The 20,465-nt window shown below is 45.2% G+C and carries 14 protein-coding genes and 2 pseudogenes; 5 read left to right on the top strand and 11 right to left on the bottom strand.

Features of this window, described 5'->3' with window-relative positions:
* Positions 1 to 114: 114 nt before the first annotated feature.
* Both MKY98_RS11100 and MKY98_RS11095 read right to left on the bottom strand, forming a co-directional pair.
* Complete coding sequence (locus MKY98_RS11100) at positions 115 to 1,614, bottom strand: UxaA family hydrolase (protein WP_069010226.1); 1,500 nt, start codon at positions 1,612 to 1,614, stop codon at positions 115 to 117.
* Positions 1,615 to 1,631: 17 nt separating this feature from the next.
* Complete coding sequence (locus MKY98_RS11095; protein ID WP_029519081.1) at positions 1,632 to 3,125, bottom strand: tagaturonate reductase; 1,494 nt, start codon at positions 3,123 to 3,125, stop codon at positions 1,632 to 1,634.
* Between the two features lie 314 nt (positions 3,126 to 3,439).
* Here MKY98_RS11095 and poxB point away from each other — a divergent pair, with 314 nt between their 5' ends.
* Positions 3,440 to 5,164: a ubiquinone-dependent pyruvate dehydrogenase gene (poxB, locus tag MKY98_RS11090; RefSeq protein WP_069010227.1), complete on the top strand. Its 1,725-nt coding sequence runs from the start codon at positions 3,440 to 3,442 to the stop codon at positions 5,162 to 5,164.
* A 99-nt stretch (positions 5,165 to 5,263) separates the two neighbouring features.
* Here the strand turns inward: poxB and MKY98_RS11085 are convergent, their stop codons facing one another.
* The 3 genes from MKY98_RS11085 to uxaC all read right to left on the bottom strand — a co-directional run bounded on the left by MKY98_RS11085 (position 5,264) and on the right by uxaC (position 9,357).
* Positions 5,264 to 6,268, bottom strand: coding sequence for a LacI family DNA-binding transcriptional regulator (locus tag MKY98_RS11085; protein ID WP_069010228.1), 1,005 nt, complete (start codon positions 6,266 to 6,268; stop codon positions 5,264 to 5,266).
* A gap of 88 nt (positions 6,269 to 6,356) precedes the next feature.
* Positions 6,357 to 7,757: an MFS transporter gene (locus MKY98_RS11080; RefSeq protein WP_069010229.1), complete on the bottom strand. Its 1,401-nt coding sequence runs from the start codon at positions 7,755 to 7,757 to the stop codon at positions 6,357 to 6,359.
* Between the two features lie 175 nt (positions 7,758 to 7,932).
* Positions 7,933 to 9,357: a glucuronate isomerase gene (gene uxaC, locus MKY98_RS11075; protein ID WP_029519075.1), complete on the bottom strand. Its 1,425-nt coding sequence runs from the start codon at positions 9,355 to 9,357 to the stop codon at positions 7,933 to 7,935.
* Positions 9,358 to 9,874: 517 nt separating this feature from the next.
* On the opposite strand from uxaC, the gene alsS reads away from it, so the two are divergent.
* Both alsS and budA read left to right on the top strand, forming a co-directional pair.
* On the top strand, positions 9,875 to 11,584 hold the full coding sequence (gene alsS / locus MKY98_RS11070; RefSeq protein ID WP_029519073.1) for an acetolactate synthase AlsS: 1,710 nt from the start codon (positions 9,875 to 9,877) through the stop codon (positions 11,582 to 11,584).
* A gap of 163 nt (positions 11,585 to 11,747) precedes the next feature.
* Positions 11,748 to 12,494: an acetolactate decarboxylase gene (gene budA, locus MKY98_RS11065; protein ID WP_029519072.1), complete on the top strand. Its 747-nt coding sequence runs from the start codon at positions 11,748 to 11,750 to the stop codon at positions 12,492 to 12,494.
* A 251-nt stretch (positions 12,495 to 12,745) separates the two neighbouring features.
* On the opposite strand, the gene MKY98_RS11060 is transcribed toward budA, so the two are convergent.
* The 5 genes and pseudogenes from MKY98_RS11060 to MKY98_RS11040 form a co-directional block, all read right to left on the bottom strand.
* A complete protein-coding gene (locus MKY98_RS11060) occupies positions 12,746 to 12,979 on the bottom strand; it encodes a tetratricopeptide repeat protein (protein ID WP_245231564.1) in 234 nt (77 codons plus the stop codon).
* A 149-nt stretch (positions 12,980 to 13,128) separates the two neighbouring features.
* A complete protein-coding gene (locus MKY98_RS11055) occupies positions 13,129 to 14,109 on the bottom strand; it encodes a S8 family peptidase (RefSeq protein ID WP_029519069.1) in 981 nt (326 codons plus the stop codon).
* A gap of 202 nt (positions 14,110 to 14,311) precedes the next feature.
* Positions 14,312 to 15,706 carry an MATE family efflux transporter gene (locus MKY98_RS11050; protein ID WP_069010230.1) on the bottom strand — a complete coding sequence of 465 codons (1,395 nt, stop codon included), beginning with the start codon at positions 15,704 to 15,706 and terminating at the stop codon, positions 14,312 to 14,314.
* Between the two features lie 77 nt (positions 15,707 to 15,783).
* Positions 15,784 to 15,942, bottom strand: a pseudogene (locus MKY98_RS11045) (metallothiol transferase FosB); the annotation flags it as partial.
* A 432-nt stretch (positions 15,943 to 16,374) separates the two neighbouring features.
* The gene (locus tag MKY98_RS11040) at positions 16,375 to 17,763 is read right to left on the bottom strand and encodes an MFS transporter (protein ID WP_039273459.1); all 1,389 of its coding nucleotides are present in this window, start codon (positions 17,761 to 17,763) and stop codon (positions 16,375 to 16,377) included.
* Positions 17,764 to 18,069: 306 nt separating this feature from the next.
* Here MKY98_RS11040 and MKY98_RS11035 point away from each other — a divergent pair, with 306 nt between their 5' ends.
* Together MKY98_RS11035 and MKY98_RS11030 are read left to right on the top strand one after the other, a co-directional pair.
* A complete protein-coding gene (locus MKY98_RS11035; RefSeq protein WP_081317510.1) occupies positions 18,070 to 19,083 on the top strand; it encodes a LacI family DNA-binding transcriptional regulator in 1,014 nt (337 codons plus the stop codon).
* Positions 19,084 to 19,195: 112 nt separating this feature from the next.
* A pseudogene (locus MKY98_RS11030) lies at positions 19,196 to 19,473 on the top strand (MFS transporter); the annotation flags it as partial.
* Positions 19,474 to 19,510: 37 nt separating this feature from the next.
* On the opposite strand, the gene MKY98_RS11025 reads toward MKY98_RS11030, so the two are convergent.
* A complete protein-coding gene (locus MKY98_RS11025) occupies positions 19,511 to 20,374 on the bottom strand; it encodes an aminoglycoside phosphotransferase family protein (protein WP_069010233.1) in 864 nt (287 codons plus the stop codon).
* Positions 20,375 to 20,465 lie beyond the last annotated feature (91 nt).

Below are 20,465 nucleotides of genomic sequence, written 5' to 3'. Positions count from 1 at the left end.
CTTATTTAAATATCGATATTGCATGTTTTGCAGTAAGTCTAACATGCCTATTTAGAAGCATACAAACACAAAAAAGGAAGCGGAGTAATTCCGCCTCCCTTAGACTACAGCCTTTTACAACGTAACACCGTTTTTAAAAATAGCGAGCTCCCTGAAATTGTTTTTCTCATTGTTCACCCATGTTCCGCTGGCTACATCGACGATGTAATCGACAAAGTTGCGGAGCGCATCTTCCATACTGACATCCTCCACCAATGAACCGGCGTTATAGTCGATCCAATGAGGTTTAGCCTTATATAACGGCGAGTTGGTTGATACCTTCATCGTCGGAACAAAGGAGCCAAACGGCGTACCGCGTCCAGTTGTGAAAATGACGAGTTGGCAGCCCGCTGCGGCGAGAGCTGAAGATGCCACTAGATCGTTGCCCGGCGCGCTGAGCAGGTTGAGTCCCTTGGTCTTGAGACGTTCCCCGTACTGAATGACATCAGTGACCGTGGAAGACCCGGATTTTTGCGTACAGCCCAGTGATTTATCCTCCAGCGTCGTAATGCCCCCTGCTTTATTGCCCGGTGACGGATTTTCGTATACTGGCTGCTTGTAATCCAGAAAATATTGTTTGAAATCGTTAATCAGATGTACGATCTTACCAAATACTTGCTCATCGGCAGCGCGCTCCATTAAAATCGTTTCCGCGCCGAACATTTCAGGTACTTCTGTCAATACCGTTGTTCCACCTTGCGCTGCCATATAATCCGACAATCGTCCGAGTAGTGGGTTGGCAGTAATACCCGATAAGCCATCAGATCCACCGCATTTCAAGCCGATGTTCAGCTCAGACAATGGTACAGGTTCCCGCCGATCTTCTTGCACGGCCGCAAAAATTTCATGAAGCAACCTTACCCCTTCCTCTACTTCATCCGACACATCTTGGGAAAGCAAAAACTTTACCCGCTCCGAATCATATTCCCCGATGGCTTCCTTAAATTCTTTCATTTCATTGTTTTCACAGCCCAAACCCAGTACAAGTACGCCACCTGCGTTCGCATGTTTCACGGCATCGATCAAAATCGTGCGCGTATGTGCATGATCGTCACCCAACTGAGAACAACCATAGTTATGCTTGAGCACAAGTGCATTTTCAAAAGGTGAAATATCTCCCACTTCCTGCTTGAAACGGTTTAAAATAAGTTCAGCGATCCCGTTCACACAGCCGACCGTCGGCACAATCCACAACTCATTGCGAATCCCCACACGACCGTCCTTTCGCCGAAACCCTTGAAACGTACGACTCTCCTGTTCATATAAATGAGGAGCTGGCTTAGGCTTATAAGTGTACTCTTCTACGCCTGTCAGGTTCGTCTTCGTATTATGCGTATGCACATGCTGACCTGCCTGAATGGGCTGAATGGCATGACCGATGGGATATCCGTATTTCAGAACATGCCCACCTACAGGTATATCCTGCAAGGCGATTTTATGCCCACGTGCTACATCCTCGGCTAGCTCCACCCGTTGTTCTTCTTGTGCTCCCCATGCCAGTGTTTCTCCCTGCTTGTAATCACGCAAGGCGACAGCCACGTTATCTTGATTATGAATTTGAATGAATTCCAGCATTCCGGTTTCCTCCTTGCTTATGCTCTGGGCACGCTGTTCCCGGTTAGAGAATCGAGCGTCTCCTTCATTCCTCTGCTTGTAATTTCATACACGTGCTGTGCCGTTTGTTCAGCCAGCCCTTCGATCTGGTTCAAATCTTGACCCCACCATGTTTGCTTGCCGAGTACCCGCTCAGTCAATTGCTTCGCCCCGGCGAGAGTACCGTCATATTTACTCCACAGTTCACCAAACGTGCTCAACACTTCAGCTTCGTCTGCCAACGCAATCGACTCGCCATTTCTATCACCCCGGTAAAATACGAGTAAGGACGCCAGTGAAAACACGATTTTGGCAGGCAGCTCCTTACGTTGTTCTACATACTGGAGCAAGGATGGCAAGTTCCGTGTCTTGAACTTTGACACCGAATTCAACGCAATACTCATAACATAATGACTTACATATGGATTACGGAACCGCTCAATAACATCGTCGGCATATACATTCAATTCCGCTTCTGGTGAGTCCAGCGTCGGAATAATTTCTTCTCGAATCAGCGACTGGATAAAACTGCCCATAATATCATGCTCAACCGCCTGCCCCACTGTGTCCAGGCCATATAAATAAGCTACAGGTGTAAGCGCCGTATGTGCTCCATTCAAAATACGCACTTTCCGTGTACGATATGGCGCCATATCGTCGACAATCAGGACATTCAATCCGGCCAAATGAGCAGGTAATTCCTCTTTAAGCCACTGTGGCCCTTCAATAACCCATAAATGATACTGTTCGCCCACAACAACCAAATCGTCCTTGTAACCCAATTCCGCTTGGATTTCATGAATTCGGTCTTTGGGATAACCAGGTACAATTCGATCCACCAAACTGTTGCAGAACGTATTTGCTTCCTCTATCCATGCAATAAACTCAGCTCCAAGCTTCCATTGGTCCGCATATTTCAGTACGATTTCCTTGAGAGCGTCTCCATTACGGTCGATGAGCTCGCATGGAATGATGACCAATCCCTTGCTCTGATCGCCCCCAAAAAATTGAAAGCGCTTATACAGAAAGGCAGCCAGTTTGCCCGGGAAGCTCTTTTGCGGACGATCTTCTAGCTGATCGTCTGGGGCATAAGCGATCCCCGCTTCCGTCGTATTCGACACAACAAAACGCAGCTCCGGCTTTTGGGATAGTGCTTCATACTCCAAAAAGTCCGAGCCGTACGGATTAATCCCACGAGAGACGCACTCCACAACGGTATGCTCCTTCATGGCCTTCCCATCCTTAATCCCTTCAAGAATAACCGTATACAGGTCATCCTGCTCGTTAAGCTTCTCCACGAGGCCTCCTGGCTGCGGTTGTACAATCACAACTCCCGTATTCCATTCTGCCAGCTTATTCATTTTGTCAAATTGCCAGTCTACAAAAGCACGCAGAAAGTTCCCTTCCCCGAATTGCATCACCCTCACAGGATGCGGGTCTGTAACGATAAAGCTTTTTCTGTTTAATTGATCTAATGCATCTACTTTTTTCATCCGGAGTATCCTCCCACTATTACCATAATGATTTCAACGTTATTTTAGCATAATGCACACGTTAACAAAATAGTTTTCTCAACATTTTTACTTTATAAAAATAATAATGACAATAATATGAACACGTTAACATAAGAGTTTTGCATAACAACCAGCAAGTATATGGACCTCTTTCTGTTGTTTCGCTGCTGAGCCAAGACGGTTAAGGCTAACTATCACCCTATCCGAGACCTTGTCCTTATATACTTTTCAGGAGAATAGACGCAAGAAAGCACGGGCAGGATAACACTACTTACTAGGCAGGAGGAACATCTATGAAGACAATTGCAGATACTATTGTACAAGTTTTGGTCAATGCAGGGGTCAAGCGGATTTATGGCATTGTTGGAGATTCTCTAAATAATATGGTGGATTCCATTCGCAGCAATGGTCAAATCGAATGGATTCATGTAAGGCACGAAGAAGTGGCTGCCTTTGCAGCCGGAGCGGATGCTGACCTTAGTGGCAGCATTGCTGTATGTGCCGGAAGCAGTGGTCCCGGAAATTTGCATCTGATTAATGGTTTATATGATTGTCACCGCAATCGTGTGCCTGTACTGGCTATTGCCGCTCACATTCCAAGCGACGAAATCGGAAGCGAATATTTTCAAGCGACGCATCCTGAACATCTTTTCGGAGAATGCAGTCACTTCTGTGAAGTTATTACGACACCGCGTCAAATTCCCAGAACGGTGACCATGGCCATTCAACAGGCAGTTTCACGTTCAGGTGTCTCCGTCATTGTTCTTCCCGGTGATGTAGCAGCATTGGGGGCGGAAAAGGTACCCGTCCCTGAACATGTCTACCATCCCACTACACCTGTAGTGCATCCGTCAGCTTCCGAAATTTCCCGACTGGCCGAATATTTGAATCAAGGCAAACGAATTACGCTACTATGCGGCGCCGGCTGTTCACAATCTCATGAATTGCTCATGCAGCTATGTGACAAGTTAAAATCCCCCATGGTATCCGCTCTGCGAGGCAAGGAATATCTGGAGTATGACAACCCTTATTATGCTGGATTAACGGGACTAATCGGGTATTCTTCCGGGTACCATGCGATGATGGATTGTGACGTCCTACTTATGCTCGGAACAGACTTCCCTTACAGACAATTTTACCCTGAAGATGCGATTGTCCTACAGGTAGATATAGAGCCAGCCCATCTTGGCAGACGTACTCCGTTAACGTATGGTTTATGTGGGGATGTAAAAGCCACGTTGGAAATGCTGCTACCGCATTTAACATCAGAGCATGATTCCAAGCATCTAGAGAAAACCGTCTCCCACTATACCAAGGTACGCCAGGAGTTGGATGACCTTGCTGTCGGTAAACCAGGTCATACGCCGATCCATCCGCAATATCTCGCCAAGGTCATCAGTGACGTCGCGCAGGAAAATGCTATTTTCACCTGTGATGTCGGTACTCCCACTGTATGGGCGGCGCGTTATTTGCAGATGAACGGTCAGCGCCGGCTTCTCGGATCGTTCAACCATGGTACGATGGCAAATGCGTTACCACAAGCGATTGGAGCACAGGCCACTGAGCCTGACCGACAAGTGATTGCCCTCTCAGGCGATGGCGGACTCACGATGCTGATGGGCGACCTGCTCACCCTGAAGCAGCATCATCTGCCTATCAAAGTCATTGTTTTCAATAATGGCGCTCTCGGTTTTGTCGAGCTGGAAATGAAAGCGGCCGGATTTCTGGAAAACGGTACTGAACTGGTGAATCCTGATTTTGGTGCTGTAGCGCAAGCCATGGGACTCAAGGGCATCCGGGTTGAAGATCCGACCATGCTGGAAGATGCCATTCAGCAAGCATTGGCTCATGATGGCCCTGTTGTGGTAGACGTGATGGTGAACCGTCAGGAGCTATCCATGCCACCCAAAATTAATCTTAAACAAGCAGAAGGATTTACACTGTGGATGATGAAAGCGATGCTGAACGGACGTGGTGACGAGATTATAGAACTGGCTAAAACCAATCTCTTTCGTTAAATATAAACGAGGCAGAACGCATTTCAGCCTAAAAGGGGCAGAAACCATATATCTAGCATGGTTTCTGCCCCTTTGGCCTGCCTGTTAATCAAACGAAACTTAGTGTGGTTTGCCTGCCGTTGATTTCCGCTTCATGAGCGCGGTCTCCATAAATATAAGCTCGCCCTCATTGGACGGTGACTGAATTCGTTCCAGAATGCAGGCGGCTCCGCGCTCGCTAATCTGCTCAATCGGTCTTTTGACTGTTGTTAACGGTGGAGTCGTATACATTGAGAACCCGATATCGTCAAAACCAATGACAGAGATATCCTCTGGTACCTTCAAGCCGTTTTCGAATACCGCATTCATTGCCCCAATAGCCATATCATCGTTAGAGCAAAATACCGCTGTCGGCGGCTCCTGCAAGGAAAGCAATTGCTTCATTGCCTGGCTACCACTTTCAGTATCATAATGACCTTGCACGATATATTCATGTCGAATGGGCTTACCACTATCAATCAACGCATTCATAAAACCCTCGCGGCGTTGCTGGGTAGACTTGAAGCCTTCTACCCCTTCGATGATCGCAATGCGTTCATGCCCACTTTCAACGAGAAAGGAGACCGCTTCATAGGACCCTTCTTTATCATTAGAAATCACGTTTACAATCCCCGCCCCGGACACCTGCCGATTCAGAACAACAAGCGGAATGCCTTGACCGAGCACATGATAAATAAAAGGGTTGTCCGCCTCGCTCTGGCTCATCAGAATGATACCATCAAAACGCTTGCGGTGTATGGCCGAAAAATCAGCGTAATCGTCAATTCCTCGCACAAACAGATTGTAATCTACCCCAATGACATGATTAACACCGCGGATGGTATCGGCAAAAAAACTGGAGCTGGTGCCTTCTGAAATACTGGTGAAAAACAGGCCAATCGTATGCGAGCGCTGGAGAACTAGGCTTTTGGCATTAAAATTTGGAATGTAATTGAGTTGCTCTGCCAACTCCATAATTTTGCGTTTCGTATCTTCTTTAATCAGCGGGCTGTTATTGAGCGCCCGGGAGACGGTTGTATGGGAAACATTAGCCAATTTGGCAATGTCTTTAATGGTAGCTGCCATATACGTATCCTTTCCTTAGTGAGGCTCTAAAAAAAATTATATACCCACCATACCACAGGAGCCGCCCGGAAAAGAAGACTTTCACAAATTATACGCGGTTGTCCGCATGTCGACGCTGTAATTCTCGAACCATTTCTGCATGTCTGCTGTCCGTCAGCTTGTACATTTTACCGATGACCAGCATGGCCAAAGCCAGGGCAACAGCCGGATAGAGACAAAGTAATGCTTTGATCCCAAGCAGGGTTCCAGAGGACTGAACCACATTCGGAACATACCCGATGAGCGCTAGTCCAATACCCGATAGAAAGCCAGACAAGGATTGAGCCAACTTACGTGAAAAGTTAAATAACGAGTAAGTAATCCCTTCTTTACGCTCTCCAGATGACCATTCGCCATAATCAATAATATCGGACACGAATGCCCAGGTCACCCCATTAGGAATACTAATACCAATGAACGAAATACTGGCCAGGATTGTGAAAATGTATACATTTGAAGGCATAAAAAAGTTAATGGAGTCGGCAATGACACTAACCAGCATCCCCAGTATGGCTGTTTTTCGTTTACCGAAACGCCGTACCAGCTTGGGCAGGAACAATACACCCAGTAGCGACGAACCGATAATAATAAAATTCATATAAGCCATTAACTCTACATGCCCCAAGTTATATTCGGCAAAATAGATCAGCAGAGCGGACTTAATATTGTACGCGGATATAGTGAAAATCGTCATCAAAACGAGCACCAGCAAAGGCTTGTTATTCGTAAAAGTATGCACAATAACGCCTATAGATAGCTTCTCTTTTGGCCCGGACTGGCTAATAATACGTTCTTTCGTTCCTCGGTAACATATGATGAAAGCGATCACACCAATGAGTGACATAATCCCCATCACAACCGGATAGCCAACATGGTGGTTAGGAAATAGTAAAATAAGCGGCATGACAACGACACTGGTGACGAATAATGCGCCCAGCGATCCCGCCTGACGGAAAGATGACAATGAAGCACGCTGATGAGTATCCTGTGTAATAGCGGCACCTAGCGAGCCGTATGGAATATTTACAATAGAGTAGCCGATCCCCCAGATCATATAGGACGCATAGGCGTAAATGAGTTTTCCTGTGGGTGAAATATTCGGCGATATAAAGGTTAGAACCGTAAGAATTGCAAGGATAACGCTTCCAACAATAAGAAAAGGTCTAAATTTTCCACGTGTACCGATATGTTTGCGATAATCAACAAAGGACCCGACAATGGGATCACAGACGGCGGCAAATAGCTTGCTGACCAAGAAAATGCCTGCGGCGGCTCCTGCAGAAACCCCTGCTACATCTGTAAAAAATTTCAGCAAATACAACTGCCCCAAATCAAACATGAATCCGTTTCCAAAGTCACCCATACCATACGAAATCTTTTCTTTCAGGCTAATATGCTCGCCTGTCTTGTTGTCAGTTTGGACGTTCTCCTGCACGATAGGCACTCCCATACCTACACACTCCTCTTTGTTTGTAATTAATTTCACAAAATTAGTTCTGGATTTTGCAAAATCCTCAGTTGATAACTATTTTATTTTTAATTGCTCTTACCGGGAGTTTTGAAACAAGCTCCCGGTAAGAGCCCTTTCTTATGAAGTTAGTGAGTCCTCGCCTTAGGGCGTAGTTTCACTTACTATGAACAACCGTTGGGAAATTAAAATATTGCTCGGCGTTGTTGTAGCAAATGTTTTGTACCATGGCTCCGAGCAGCTCCAGATCCTCAGGCGCCTTACCCTCCTGAACCCACGTTCCAATTAAGTCACAGAGTATACGGCGGAAATATTCATGGCGTGTGTAGGAGAGGAAGCTGCGGGAATCCGTCAGCATACCAATAAAGCGGGACAGCACCCCGTAGTTAGCCAGCAACTTCATCTGCTCCTGCATACCTTCGATATGGTCGTTATACCACCATGCCGTGCCAAACTGGATTTTCCCCACATTTCCACCGGATTGGAAACAACCCGCGAGACTTGCCAGTACTGGATAATCAACCGAATTAAGCGAATACAAAATGGTTCTCGGTAATCCTCCTGCCAGCTCCTGTGCGTCCAGCAATGCCGCCAATGGACGAGCGATAGAGCCATCATTTACGGCATCGTAGCCTGTATCCGGTCCCAATTGACGGAACATAGTAGTGTTGTTATTACGCAGTGCGTGGATATGGTATTGCATAGCCCAGCCATGTTCTGCATACTGTTTGCCAAGGAAAACCAGAACGTACGATTTATATTTCGCCTCCTCTAAAGGAGTCACATGGCCTTCCTCCAGCGCCTTATTGAATATGGCTGCAGCTTCCTCCCGTGTCGTTTCTTCATAGACTACAGTATCCAGCGCATGATCAGATACTCGGCCTCCGGCAGCATGGAAATGGCGCACCCGGCTCGCCAGCGCATTCAAAAATCCTTCCAGGCCAGAAACATCCAGTCCGCTGACTTCACCCAACCGAGCCACCCAAGGCCGGAAAGTTTCGCGATTTATCTCCAAAGCCTTGTCGGGACGAAAGCTTGGCAACACTGCGACTGGGAAATCGGTCAGCTTGCTGATTTGTTTGTGGTATTCGAGATGGTCTGTCGGATCATCCGTGGTGCACACCACAGTTACCTTCGAGTTCACAATCAGATCACGTGCGCCAAAGCCTTTTCCCTGCAGCTTTTGGTTTACCTTTTCCCAGATCACTGGTGCGTTCTGTTCATTCAGCAGCTCAAAGACACCAAAAAAGCGTTGAAGCTCCAAATGCGTCCAATGGTACAGCGGATTGCCGATTAGTGTAGGTACGGTTTTGGCCCAAGCCATAAACTTGTCATAATCTTCGCCATCCCCCGTAATCAGGCGTTCCTCAACCCCATTGGCCCGCATAAGTCTCCACTTGTAATGGTCTCCGTACAACCAAGCTTCCGTAATATTCTTGAACGCTTTATTTTCATAAATTTCTTGTGGACTTAAATGACAATGATAGTCAATAATCGGCATATCCTTGGCGTACTGATGATACAAGATTTCAGCCGTTGGATTGCTCAACAAAAAGTTTTCGTCTAAAAACGCTTTAGTCATTACTTTCTCATCCCTTCTATAATCGTGTTTCTCAACAAATTGTTAACGTTAACAAAAATGCTTGTACTGTACTCGTTTTCAATAATAGCATTCTCCACCACATAGCAGATCTCGTGATTAGGCAAGATGATATAGCTGTAATACGATACCTGCACATCATTTCAAGCCGGATTACTTCACTTTAAATTTAATGTTTACGTTAACAACAATTACATTGTAACCGCTATCCTTTGTAGACGAAAGTGATTTTTATCATGTGAGCGAATAAAAAAAATGGCCTACTGCCATTTGGAGCAGATCTGTTCTATATTTTCCCGATAGCTGATACCAAAAGAAAATTCTACAATTTTTAATTTTCCCCGATAAATCAAACTTTGAAAACGTTTTATGTGTTTTTCTCTTTTTTCAGAAAATTTCTTTCTTGAAAATACCAGTTATTGCATTATAATTGTAATATACATCCATTGTTTTACATTGAAAGTATTTCATTGGTTTATTTCAAAGATGAAAAGAAGAGGTGGTAGCATTGAGTACCAAAGTTCAAGCTGTTCAAACTAAAACTAAAACCAAATCCGATACAAAAGGAGCCGACCTTGTTGTCGATTGTTTGATCAAGCAAGGGGTTACGCATATTTTTGGCATTCCAGGTGCCAAGATCGATTCTGTTTTTGATGTTCTTCAAGATCGGGGTCCAGAATTGATCATATGCCGTCATGAACAAAATGCCGCCTTTATGGCAGCAGCGGTCGGTCGTTTAACAGGTAAACCGGGCGTATGCATTGTTACTTCCGGTCCAGGCGCGTCTAACTTGGCGACAGGACTTGTCACCGCTAATGCAGAGAGTGATCCTGTCGTCGCCATTGCTGGTGCAGTCCCAAGATCAGAACGCCTGAAACGCACGCATCAATCTATGGATAACGCCGGACTTTTCGAACCCATCACCAAGTACAGTGTAGAAGTAGAACATCCTGATAGTGTACCGGAAGCAATTACTAATGCATTTCGGATTGCGACCTCAGCCCAGCCTGGAGCCACATTTGTCAGTCTGCCGCAGGACGTGTTGACTTCGTCATCCGAAGTAACCGCCATTGAGAAGGTTTCCCTTCCCCAGCTTGGAACCGCACCCGCCGAGCTCATCAAACAAGTTGCAGGCCAAATCAAAAAAGCCAAGCTGCCCGTACTCCTTCTCGGTATGAAAGCCAGCACACCCGAAGCTACAGCAGCCATCCGTGCACTGATTCGAAACACGGATTTGCCTGTGGTTGAAACCTTTCAGGCCGCTGGAGCCATTTCCCGGGAGCTGGAAAGCCACTATTTTGGGAGAGTCGGTCTGTTCCATAATCAGCCGGGTGACATGCTTCTTGGAGCGGCAGATCTGGTACTGACGATTGGCTATGATCCTATTGAATATGATCCAAAAAACTGGAATATTCCTGCGAACCGAACCCTTATTCATCTGGATGATCATCAAGCAGATATTGATCATGATTATCAACCTGATCACGAGCTTATCGGGAATATAGCCCTAATTGTGAGTGGCCTTGCAGAAGAATTGCCTACCTTAAAGCTACCTAAAGCCTCCTGCGACCAATTAAATCGTCTTCGTCATGATCTAAACGAGCAAGAAGCTGTTCCTGTACACAGTCACGATTATCTGATTCATCCATTACAATTTATTCGTACACTGCGCAGCCTGATCGACGATAATGTCACTGTCACCTGTGATGTTGGTTCACACTACATTTGGATGGCACGATATTTCCGTTCGTATGAACCGCGGCGCCTTCTATTCAGCAACGGAATGCAGACGTTGGGCGTAGCACTGCCTTGGGGGATTGCTGCCACACTCGTCAACCCCGGTCAAAAAGTCGTTTCTATTTCTGGAGACGGAGGATTTCTGTTTTCATCCATGGAGCTCGAAACCGCTGTACGTCTTAACTCTCCGCTAGTGCATATCGTATGGAGAGATGGTACCTATGACATGGTCGCATTTCAACAACAGATTAAATATGGCAGAACTTCCGGTGTAAAATTTGGAGATGTTGATGTAGTGAAATATGCTGAAAGCTTCGGGGCCACCGGATTACGCGTGCACTCTCCTGAAGAACTGGAAAGTGTATTGCAGCAGGCACTTCATACGGATGGTCCTGTGGTTGTTGATATCCCGATTAATTATCAAGATAATATCCAGTTGGGACGTAAACTGCTGCCAAATCAATTAAACTAACCTTTACCAAGACTTACTCGTGACGTTTTCGTGACAATTATGGAGCAAAACGTTATTTTTTATGATTTTTTTGAGTTATTCTCGTTATTTACTGAAAATTTACGTTTATTATTGAAAAAGAAAGAAAATAAATGCATACAATTACAAAAGGAAGTGTATTACCATGACCGTTGCAGGACTGGAAACCAAGCAAGAAACTGACCATGATATTTACCAAACGTCCACTATGCTCGCTCTATTAGATGGTCTTTATGACGGAGTTGTTGCCTTTGAGGAGTTGCAAAAGCACGGGGATTTTGGGATTGGTACCTTTGATCAACTGAATGGCGAGATGATCGCGTTCGATGGTGAATTCTATCACTTGCTTCCAGACGGTACGGCCCATCGCGTAAAACCGGAAGAAACCACACCTTTTTCCACCGTCACCTTTTTCCATGAAGATTTCACATATACTATTGACCGCCCCATGCATCGTGAAGAGCTGGAAGCTCTGCTGTTAAAGTTGTTTCCAAGCCGTAATCTGTTCTATGCCTTCCGTATGGATGGCACTTTTCGTGAAGTAAAGACACGTACCGTCCCTCACCAGGTGAAGCCTTACAAACCTTTTATCGAAGCGACCAAATCTCAGCCTACGTTCTCTTTTAACGACGCTTCTGGGGTGATTACAGGTTTTTGGACACCTGCCTATGCTCAAGGTATTGGGGTAGCCGGATTTCATCTGCATTTTATTAACGATGAACGCACTGGGGGTGGGCATGTCTTTGATTTTATCGTCGAAAAGTGCACCATCCGCATTTGTCAAAAATCCAATCTGCACCTGGTCCTGCCCGATACCCCGGATTACTTGAAGGCCAACCTGTCCAGAGAAAACCTGGAGAAGGAAATCGCCGTTACTGAAGGTGCGCAGTAATCGCAGCTATTTAACTCATCAATTTACAGACCCTATAGCCAAACAATAAACAGCAAAAGATCACAGTCAGGAAAGAGAATTACTGCTCTCTGACTGTGATCTTTTTATGTACGAGCGTATATATACGTTACTGCTTATGCTCTCACTCCGGTCCACCTATGTCTCGATCTGATCCAGTTTATCTGCATAATATTGAATGGCACGTGAGTACTCCTGTGTAGATAAATCCGAGGTCGTCTCAGCCACCTCCATTAGCAGCTCCTGCATGGCTTTCCCGAATTCCCCCAGATTATATAATACCATCGCGTAAAATACCCGAAACGGTCTGTAATCCGGAAATTCGTCCATTCCTGTGTCCAAGCGGTCTGATACCACAATTCTGCATCATTTTGCTGCTGTTCTAATGCCTTCAAAAGAAGCTTTCGTGCTTCCTCTGCTTGCCCTGTTCGTCTAAGCTCGCCAGCTTGCGCCATGATATCGTTCATATTAATCCTCCACTTCTGACTCATGCCTATCTTTGAGATATATGTTACCCGACATTTGAATGCAATGTAAATGGAGTTTTTCCTAAGATTTAAAATCCAAAAAAACGACTCTCCTTACAGGAGAGCCGCTATATATCCGAAGTTACGGTTTATTTAACCTTCAATGATCCTGCAGTTAGTATTCCTGCTACACGCTGTGCGTCGAAAATACGCGAGAGCTCCTCTACTGCCGTCAAGTACAATAGACCGTTGCCTTCCAGCTTAGGAGAATTGCCAAGTGGAATCGTGCGTTTGATGAGTTGTGCATATAATTCCGGTTCGGTGAGATCACGCTCAAAGCTCGCACTTACCAGCTGCTTAATCAACGCCAATGCACCTGCTACGTGCGGAGTAGCCATCGAAGTTCCGCTAAAAGTCGCATATTTGCCGCCCGGAACGGTGGACAAAATATCTTCTCCGGGTGCAACCAAATCCACCTCATTATTAGAATTACTGAATTCTGAGGCGTGCCTGTCAAAATTGATAGCGCCTACGCTAATCACTTCATTATAGCAGCCGGGGTAGCCGAGCTCGTCCGTTCTGTCGTCACCGTCTCCCTCATTTCCAGCTGCACAGATGACCAAGATTTGGCTAGCTACAGCCTTTTTTACTGCTTCATGCAGCTCTGGCACATCTTCAGGACCGCCAAGTGACATCGATATGATATCTGCCTTTTGCTCAATCGCATAATAGATGCCTTGAATAATCCAGTCATATTGACCGGAGCCCTGCTTGTTTAGCACTTTGATGATGAGCAGGTCTGCCTCTGGAGCAACACCCACGACACCATCCGCATTTTCTGCTGCCGCAATGGTTCCTGCCACATGCGTGCCATGACCGTTATAATCCTTGAAAATTTCCGGATCACCTTGATCATCATCCGTGAAATTCCGTCCGCCAATAATGCGCGCCTTCAAATCAGGATGGTCCGAATCACAGCCCGTGTCCAGCACCGCCACCTTCACGCCTTGGCCTCGAGTCTGGTTCCATACCGCAGGAGCCTGAATCAGCTCTACACCTCGCGGTATTTCATTCACTTGTTGCTCCTGCTTGATCACTTGGTAAGGAATGATATGCACTTTACGTTCCATCCTATTCCCTCCTTCATGGATTCAATCGGAAACCACCCGTCTTTGAAACTATGAAACTTTGAAAACCTCTACTACATTCGAGGTTACTATATTCTAGCAATTTTTGAAAACTTTGAACATCCCCATTTTGCTTATTTTTGTAAAAAAAACAGACATCCCCCAATTCGCTTGGAGAATGTCTGTTGTAGGTTCTCTATCAGCCTTAGACGGATTCCGCCTGAAGTTCAGCCTTGGATAACAGCGATTTGTGCTGCCATTTCCGGCCCTTCCAGCGTAAATAGTGGAAAATGCCTCGTACCCACTCATCGCAGGCATGTGCAATCCACACACCCAGCACTCCATATCCCATATGAATGCCCAGCACATATGCTAACGGGATTTTAATCCCCCACATTGAAATTATGGCCATCATTAACGGGAACTGAACATCTCCCGCTGCTCGCAAGGAGTTAATGACAACATGATTAAACACTCGGCCCGGCTCCAGCAATATACAGAAAAGCAAAATCGCTGCCCCTAATTGAATGATCGCCGGCTCATCTGTAAAGATCGCCATCACTTCATATCGGAAAAAGGATACTACCACGATTACAGCAATCGTAATGATCAAAGACCATTTCAGGCTCCGTAAAAGTTGATGATAGGCCTTTTCCTTGTCTCCTGCTCCAATCAGGCGGGCAACAATAATTTCCGTCCCCTCCCCTACAGCCATTCCAAATACCATAAAAAAGTACACAATTGTATTCGAATAAAAATGGGTTGCGATTGCCGTTGTACCCATAAAGCTGACAAACCGGGTCACCATCATTTGGCTAAGCTGATAAGACAACCATTCCAGCCCGGCAGGAATACCAATCTTCAGAATGGCTACCAGCTTACTCCATTGTAGCTGTACATAATACCGGATGCGAATCGGCGCACTTACACGCTTGTACAGCAGTAGAAAAATCCAGACACATGCTACAACACGGCTAATAACCGTTGAAATCGCTGCTCCCGCCACTCCCATCTGCGGCAGACCAAACCAGCCATAAATGAGCAATGCATTTCCTGTAATATGTAAAATATTCATACCAATGCCCACGATCATCGTATCTTTAGTAAAACCATGCGATCGAATAACCGGACCCGCGGTTAGCATGAGCGCTTCCAGAAACAGCGAACCCCCTGCCAGCATCATATAAATCTCTGCATTTTCCTTAATCGTCGGAGTAATATGGTAAAAGGATAGCAAAAAATCCCGACTGACAATAAACATCAAGCTCAATGCCAGACCAAACACCAGATTAAAGGTTAGTGCCGAAGCCGTAACACGGCTTGCATCCACATGCTTTTGCGCCCCCAATAGCTGAGCAATGATCACACCTACACCAAGACCAAGCAGATTGAAAAGTATAATCGTAAATTCAATCAACTGTCTGGACACACCCACAGCCGATACAACCTCATCAGAAACATGGCTTAGCATGAACGTATCCACGCTACCCATCAAAATGTGAAACAACATCTCTATAAAGATCGGCCAAGTGATTGCAAAAACCGTCATCGTTTTAACGACTTGCGCTTGCTTGGAAGCGTTTTCCTGAGACAGTGACATCCTTTCGTATTCCTCCTAAATGCGAACCCAATCATTACTTACTTATTACTTATATCATTTATATCGATAACAATTACTCATTCAAAAAAAGTCATATGCTTTTTCATTTTATAATATTCCAGGCGGTCCCGCAATTGTCCTGTGTGGAATTCATACTTATGTCCGTCTGGATCTGTAAAATAGACTGGCCTTTTGTCCTGTTCATTCCGTTCTCGTCCGGACAAAATGATGACATTAAAAGTTCTCAGCTTGATAAGCGTGGTATTCAACATGATTCGATTGTCCATTGCAGAACGTCCTTCTTGTGGTTTTCGTTCAGGTAGACCTCGTTAAAATAATAATTTCTTATCAAAAAAAGACTATAACATCATCAAGATTGATGTTATAGTCCTTTTTTTAAAACTGGTCAAGAAAAAAACATCTTGGTTTTCATAGTTAAATTCTAGACTACCGCTCTTTAATTCAGCTAACGTTTCCTAAGCCTAAAGTATGGGCTTCTCAGACAATGAGCTTCATAAACTTAGTTGACCTACCTTGTAGTTCTGATAAATATGAGATTCAAAGAATAGAAACTGAAAAGGAAGCAAAGAATTCAGGAAAAATTTTAGTGGATAATGGTTTGAATACGGCTTCTTTCCACCATTTCTTCTCCATTTGCTTTCCTCTCCTTATTTAGCGTTTTTTAAGAATTCAAGCTCTTTGACAATACCGGGAAATAATTTATCTAGGTTGTAAAATGCCAGCAATACAATTTGCAGGGCAGCCAAGATAATTGGAACGTAGATAAACATGAAATGAATAGACGCTAGCGCTGTGGCACTGATTGTAGCTTGTCCACCAGCATATCCTCCCAATGCCAGTCCCCAACCGATGAGTGCCGCTCCGAAACCGCCTCCCGCTTTTGTGCCGAAACTACCCGCACTGTACACCAGTCCTTCGGTGCGCATCCCTGTCTTCCATTCGCCATACTCAATGGTATCTGACAACATGGCAAAGAAGGTTCCGAGAATAGCGGCATGTCCAAGCGCTTTAATAACGAGTCCCAGGCAGACCGCCATAAGACTTGCGGGACTGACGGCAATAACAAGCGATCCCACAATCAGGAGGATACTTCCGATAATGGATGAATTTCGTTTCCCGATCCGCTTGACGACGGGTGGCAATAACAGATAACCAAGCAGGGAAGGAAGGAGTAAGGATATGCCGAGCACCCCAATCAGATTGGCGTCTTTTAACACATAACGTGCGTAGTAAATATTCATACCTGTGCCCAGTGAGTTATTTATGAAATAGACCACAGCAAACCCAAGAATCAATTTCCAATACTTATTACGCATCAGCGCTCCAAAAGCACGTCCAAACGGAATTGGCTTCTGTACAACAGATGGAGTAACCCTTTCTTTGGTACTGAAGAAGGTAACGAGAAATAAGAAGGTTCCGAGCAAACCAAACAGAATAAAGGTGAAAATCCACCCCTTTTGACCGCCGCCGAACGACTTCACTAACGGAAGGGTGAAATAATTAATTAACAAGGCACCAATATTCGCCAGAGACATACGAAAAATATTAAGAAGAGAGCGCTGGTAAGAATCCTGCGTTATCATGGAATTAAGCACACCATAAGGGACATTAATGCTGGAATAGATAATGTTCATCAGCAGATAGGTAACGTAAATGTATAGAATAGTGATCGTCATATTTCCACTTGGAACCGTGAACAAGAGAATTCCAGACAACGCAAATGGCCCGGACATCCACAGTAACCAAGGACGGGCTTTCCCGTGTCTGCTCTTCGTTTTATCGATCAAAGCCCCAATCGCGACATCAATAAACGCATCCAGTACACGCGCAACTAGCATTAAAGTACCAATGACCCCGGCGCTGATCCCGATTACATCTGTGTAAAAGTAGGACAGAAAAGTCATTGCGGCGGCAAACAGCAACTGGCTGGCAAAATCACCGAATCCATAACCCATCTTTTCTTTCAGCGTAATATTTGAATCGGTTTGCTTTGAAGCCTCATTTCCCATTACAACAATATCGCTCGAACTTCTCATGCTCATGCTCCTTTTCCCTTGTTATTCTCTACAATCCCAAGCCATAAGGAAAACGTTTTCTTGATAATCAAAAAAACAAGCCGAAATACCTTGAATTCAGCTAGTTATTTGGTAAAAACAATCATTTATCTCCAGAAAATACTAGAAAACGTTTTCCGGAGTTGATTATACTCCCCCTATAAACCAAGGTCAAGCGCTTTCTTTGCTCTGGAATCTTTGTTAAACTCAATAAACTGATATAATAAATTCAATTGACTTTGAGAACCTTTTTCTAAATAAATACTTGCTTGAAAGTCGGTGTGTACAATGAAAATGACTATAAAAGATGTGGCTCGAATGGCCAACGTCTCCATTTCAACGGTTTCCAGAGTGATCAATAACAGCCAGACGGTGAACAGTGAAATACGCAAACGAGTTCTAGATGTCCTTGAAGCCACTCAATTCCGTCCAAATGCCATAGCGCGGACACTGGTAAAGAATAATACATCTCTGATTGGAGTACTTCTGCCCGAGATTAAAAACAATGTCTTTGATAACATGGTTGAAGGCATCAATCAAGTAGCGCATCTATACGGCTTCGATGTCATAATCGCCTTGTCAGGGGGGGACGCGGACTCTGAAATACACTATTACAATATGTTCCGTGAAATGCAGGCGAGCGGAATTATCATATCGGTAGACGGAATCCGGGATGCGCTATACGCGCTCATTGAAGCGGCGGGAATTCCCTGCATCCTTGTCGGACGGGATTTTCGAGACAAATCCATTCCTTCCGTACATGTTGACAACATAACGGCTGCTTTTGAAGCGGTAACTTATCTAATTCAGCAGGGACATCAGGATATCGCGATGCTGCGGGGAGCTGCGGGAGATATTTCAGTGGGCAGTCAGCGTTTTTTGGGCTATGAACAGGCATTGAAGACCGCTCACCTGCCAGTACGTCCTGAACGTGTGTTGGAAAGCGGCTTTTCAGTTGAAGACGGCGTAACCTCTATGAGAAAACTTTATCATTCAGGCCCATTGCCCAGTGCGGTGTTCTGCGCGACGGACCGAATTGCCATAGGCGCTATGAACTTTCTGACCGAGAATGGGGTGAAAATACCTGAACAGGTCTCTTTCTTGGGATTTGACGACATTGATATGGCTACAATAATCCGGCCTAAATTGTCAACTGTCCGATATTCAGCATCCGAACTGGGCATGGTCGCCGCCCGCAATCTCATTAAGCTTATTAAAGGAGAGGAATTGGCGGCTGTCCACTGGTCCATATCGCATCAGTTAGAAATTCGGGACAGCAGTGTAAAACATGGGGTATCCTAATCTTTGCATGTTCCTACGCGGTTGCTGGAAGTGCTTCACCGGCTAGGATGGATTTTGTCAGCTCCGACGCTGAATAATGGAAACGTTCTCTTGCAAAGTTTTTCCCAAAAGAGCTTACTACATTCCCATGATTATAATAATAATTATATGGGGGGCTTTTTTTACCGGCGGCCTGATTGTAAGTCAAACTTGGTTAACTTCGGAGGCCTCAGAAGCACCTGAATTTGCTAATAGCTTGTTTGTCTCCTTTGCAAATTTAGGTGTCACGATTGGCACCACCTTAGGCGGATGGTTTCTATCACAGATGGGAACACACCTGATTACCTGGAGTGGAGTATTATTTCTGTGCTTGCATCTATCTGCATTGGGTTAAAAATCAAGTTTTTTGATGTACCGAAAAGAAAATATGATCCTTCCTTGTATGCTTTTATCCCTCTTCCTTACAGCGAATCCTGTTCAGCCAATAGGCCCACGCTTCTGTATATTGATCGAGATCTTCCGGATGATGACGAATGCAGGTAGCTATACGAAAGTATAGTCCCAGTAACACTTCCCTGTTTAGCTCGTATTCCCCTGTCATCTCCGGCTCAAGCTTCTCTAAGGAAGGCAAAATGGTATCGATGGTCAGCCTATCCGGTGAAGAACAAAAGGCGTATATCAGATCATATAGGGGTTCTCCCACCACGGGATCAGGATCAATAATACCCGTCAATGTGCCATTTTCGTTAAACACAAAATTATGTACTCCACAGTCGCCATGAAGCAAATATTTAATATTCCGTTGCGGCGATCCAGCCACAAGGGTATGAACGAAACGATGATCCTCACGGGGTAAAATGTCTTGTATGATCTTTCCAGATTCCTTCGTTCTGTGCAGCAGAAAATCTTTCCATTCCACAAACGGGTGGTCCGGATAACCATAATGACGTTCCTCACCAAAAGGCTTATAGTGCGAGATCACCTCCGTCGCCAGATGAAGCAACAAATTGCTTTTGTTTCGTCCATGATACTGTGTGAGCCCTGACCTGAACGTGTATACCAAATAACGGTGCAACGGATCTACATAAACCAAACGCGATAGTTTCTCAATCTGTACATAGGTATGTAAAAACTCCGCCTCGGCTTTTACAATCACATGATCATTTTGCTTAATCACATATCGAGGCCTGGTACCATCCATGACAACAACCACTTCGCTCGAAGTACCGCCGGTCAGCGGTTTGAGATTTTGCATATGGCCTTCAAGCACGCCTGCTGCATAAAGCTCATTCAGGATTAGTTGAACGTCCATTTCACGCCTCCCTCCGTGAGTCTGATCCACAATGCGGCTGGCGATTTTTTGGATAATTTCATTAAGATAATCCCACACGTTCGCCAGCCGC

Source organism: Paenibacillus sp. FSL M8-0228 (genome assembly GCF_038007385.1).
In the GTDB taxonomy this organism is placed as follows: domain Bacteria; phylum Bacillota; class Bacilli; order Paenibacillales; family Paenibacillaceae; genus Paenibacillus; species Paenibacillus polymyxa_D.
The sequence above is the reverse complement of the archived record's forward strand: the minus strand, read 5'-3'. Positions and strand labels throughout refer to the sequence as shown.

Excerpts from the sequence above, each read along its gene's own strand:
- MKY98_RS11085 (WP_069010228.1), bottom strand. The coding sequence starts at position 6,268 with ATGGCAGCTACCATTAAAGACATTGCCAAATTGGCTAATGTTTCCCAT.
- MKY98_RS11025 (WP_069010233.1), bottom strand. The coding sequence starts at position 20,374 with ATGGACGTTCAACTAATCCTGAATGAGCTTTATGCAGCAGGCGTGCTT.
- MKY98_RS11035 (WP_081317510.1), top strand. The coding sequence starts at position 18,070 with ATGAAAATGACTATAAAAGATGTGGCTCGAATGGCCAACGTCTCCATT.
- budA (WP_029519072.1), top strand. The coding sequence starts at position 11,748 with ATGACCGTTGCAGGACTGGAAACCAAGCAAGAAACTGACCATGATATT.
- MKY98_RS11050 (WP_069010230.1), bottom strand. The coding sequence starts at position 15,706 with ATGTCACTGTCTCAGGAAAACGCTTCCAAGCAAGCGCAAGTCGTTAAA.
- MKY98_RS11080 (WP_069010229.1), bottom strand. The coding sequence starts at position 7,757 with ATGGGAGTGCCTATCGTGCAGGAGAACGTCCAAACTGACAACAAGACA.
- MKY98_RS11055 (WP_029519069.1), bottom strand. The coding sequence starts at position 14,109 with ATGGAACGTAAAGTGCATATCATTCCTTACCAAGTGATCAAGCAGGAG.
- poxB (WP_069010227.1), top strand. The coding sequence starts at position 3,440 with ATGAAGACAATTGCAGATACTATTGTACAAGTTTTGGTCAATGCAGGG.
- MKY98_RS11040 (WP_039273459.1), bottom strand. The coding sequence starts at position 17,763 with ATGAGAAGTTCGAGCGATATTGTTGTAATGGGAAATGAGGCTTCAAAG.
- MKY98_RS11095 (WP_029519081.1), bottom strand. The coding sequence starts at position 3,125 with ATGAAAAAAGTAGATGCATTAGATCAATTAAACAGAAAAAGCTTTATC.
- uxaC (WP_029519075.1), bottom strand. The coding sequence starts at position 9,357 with ATGACTAAAGCGTTTTTAGACGAAAACTTTTTGTTGAGCAATCCAACG.
- MKY98_RS11100 (WP_069010226.1), bottom strand. The coding sequence starts at position 1,614 with ATGCTGGAATTCATTCAAATTCATAATCAAGATAACGTGGCTGTCGCC.
- MKY98_RS11060 (WP_245231564.1), bottom strand. The coding sequence starts at position 12,979 with ATGAACGATATCATGGCGCAAGCTGGCGAGCTTAGACGAACAGGGCAA.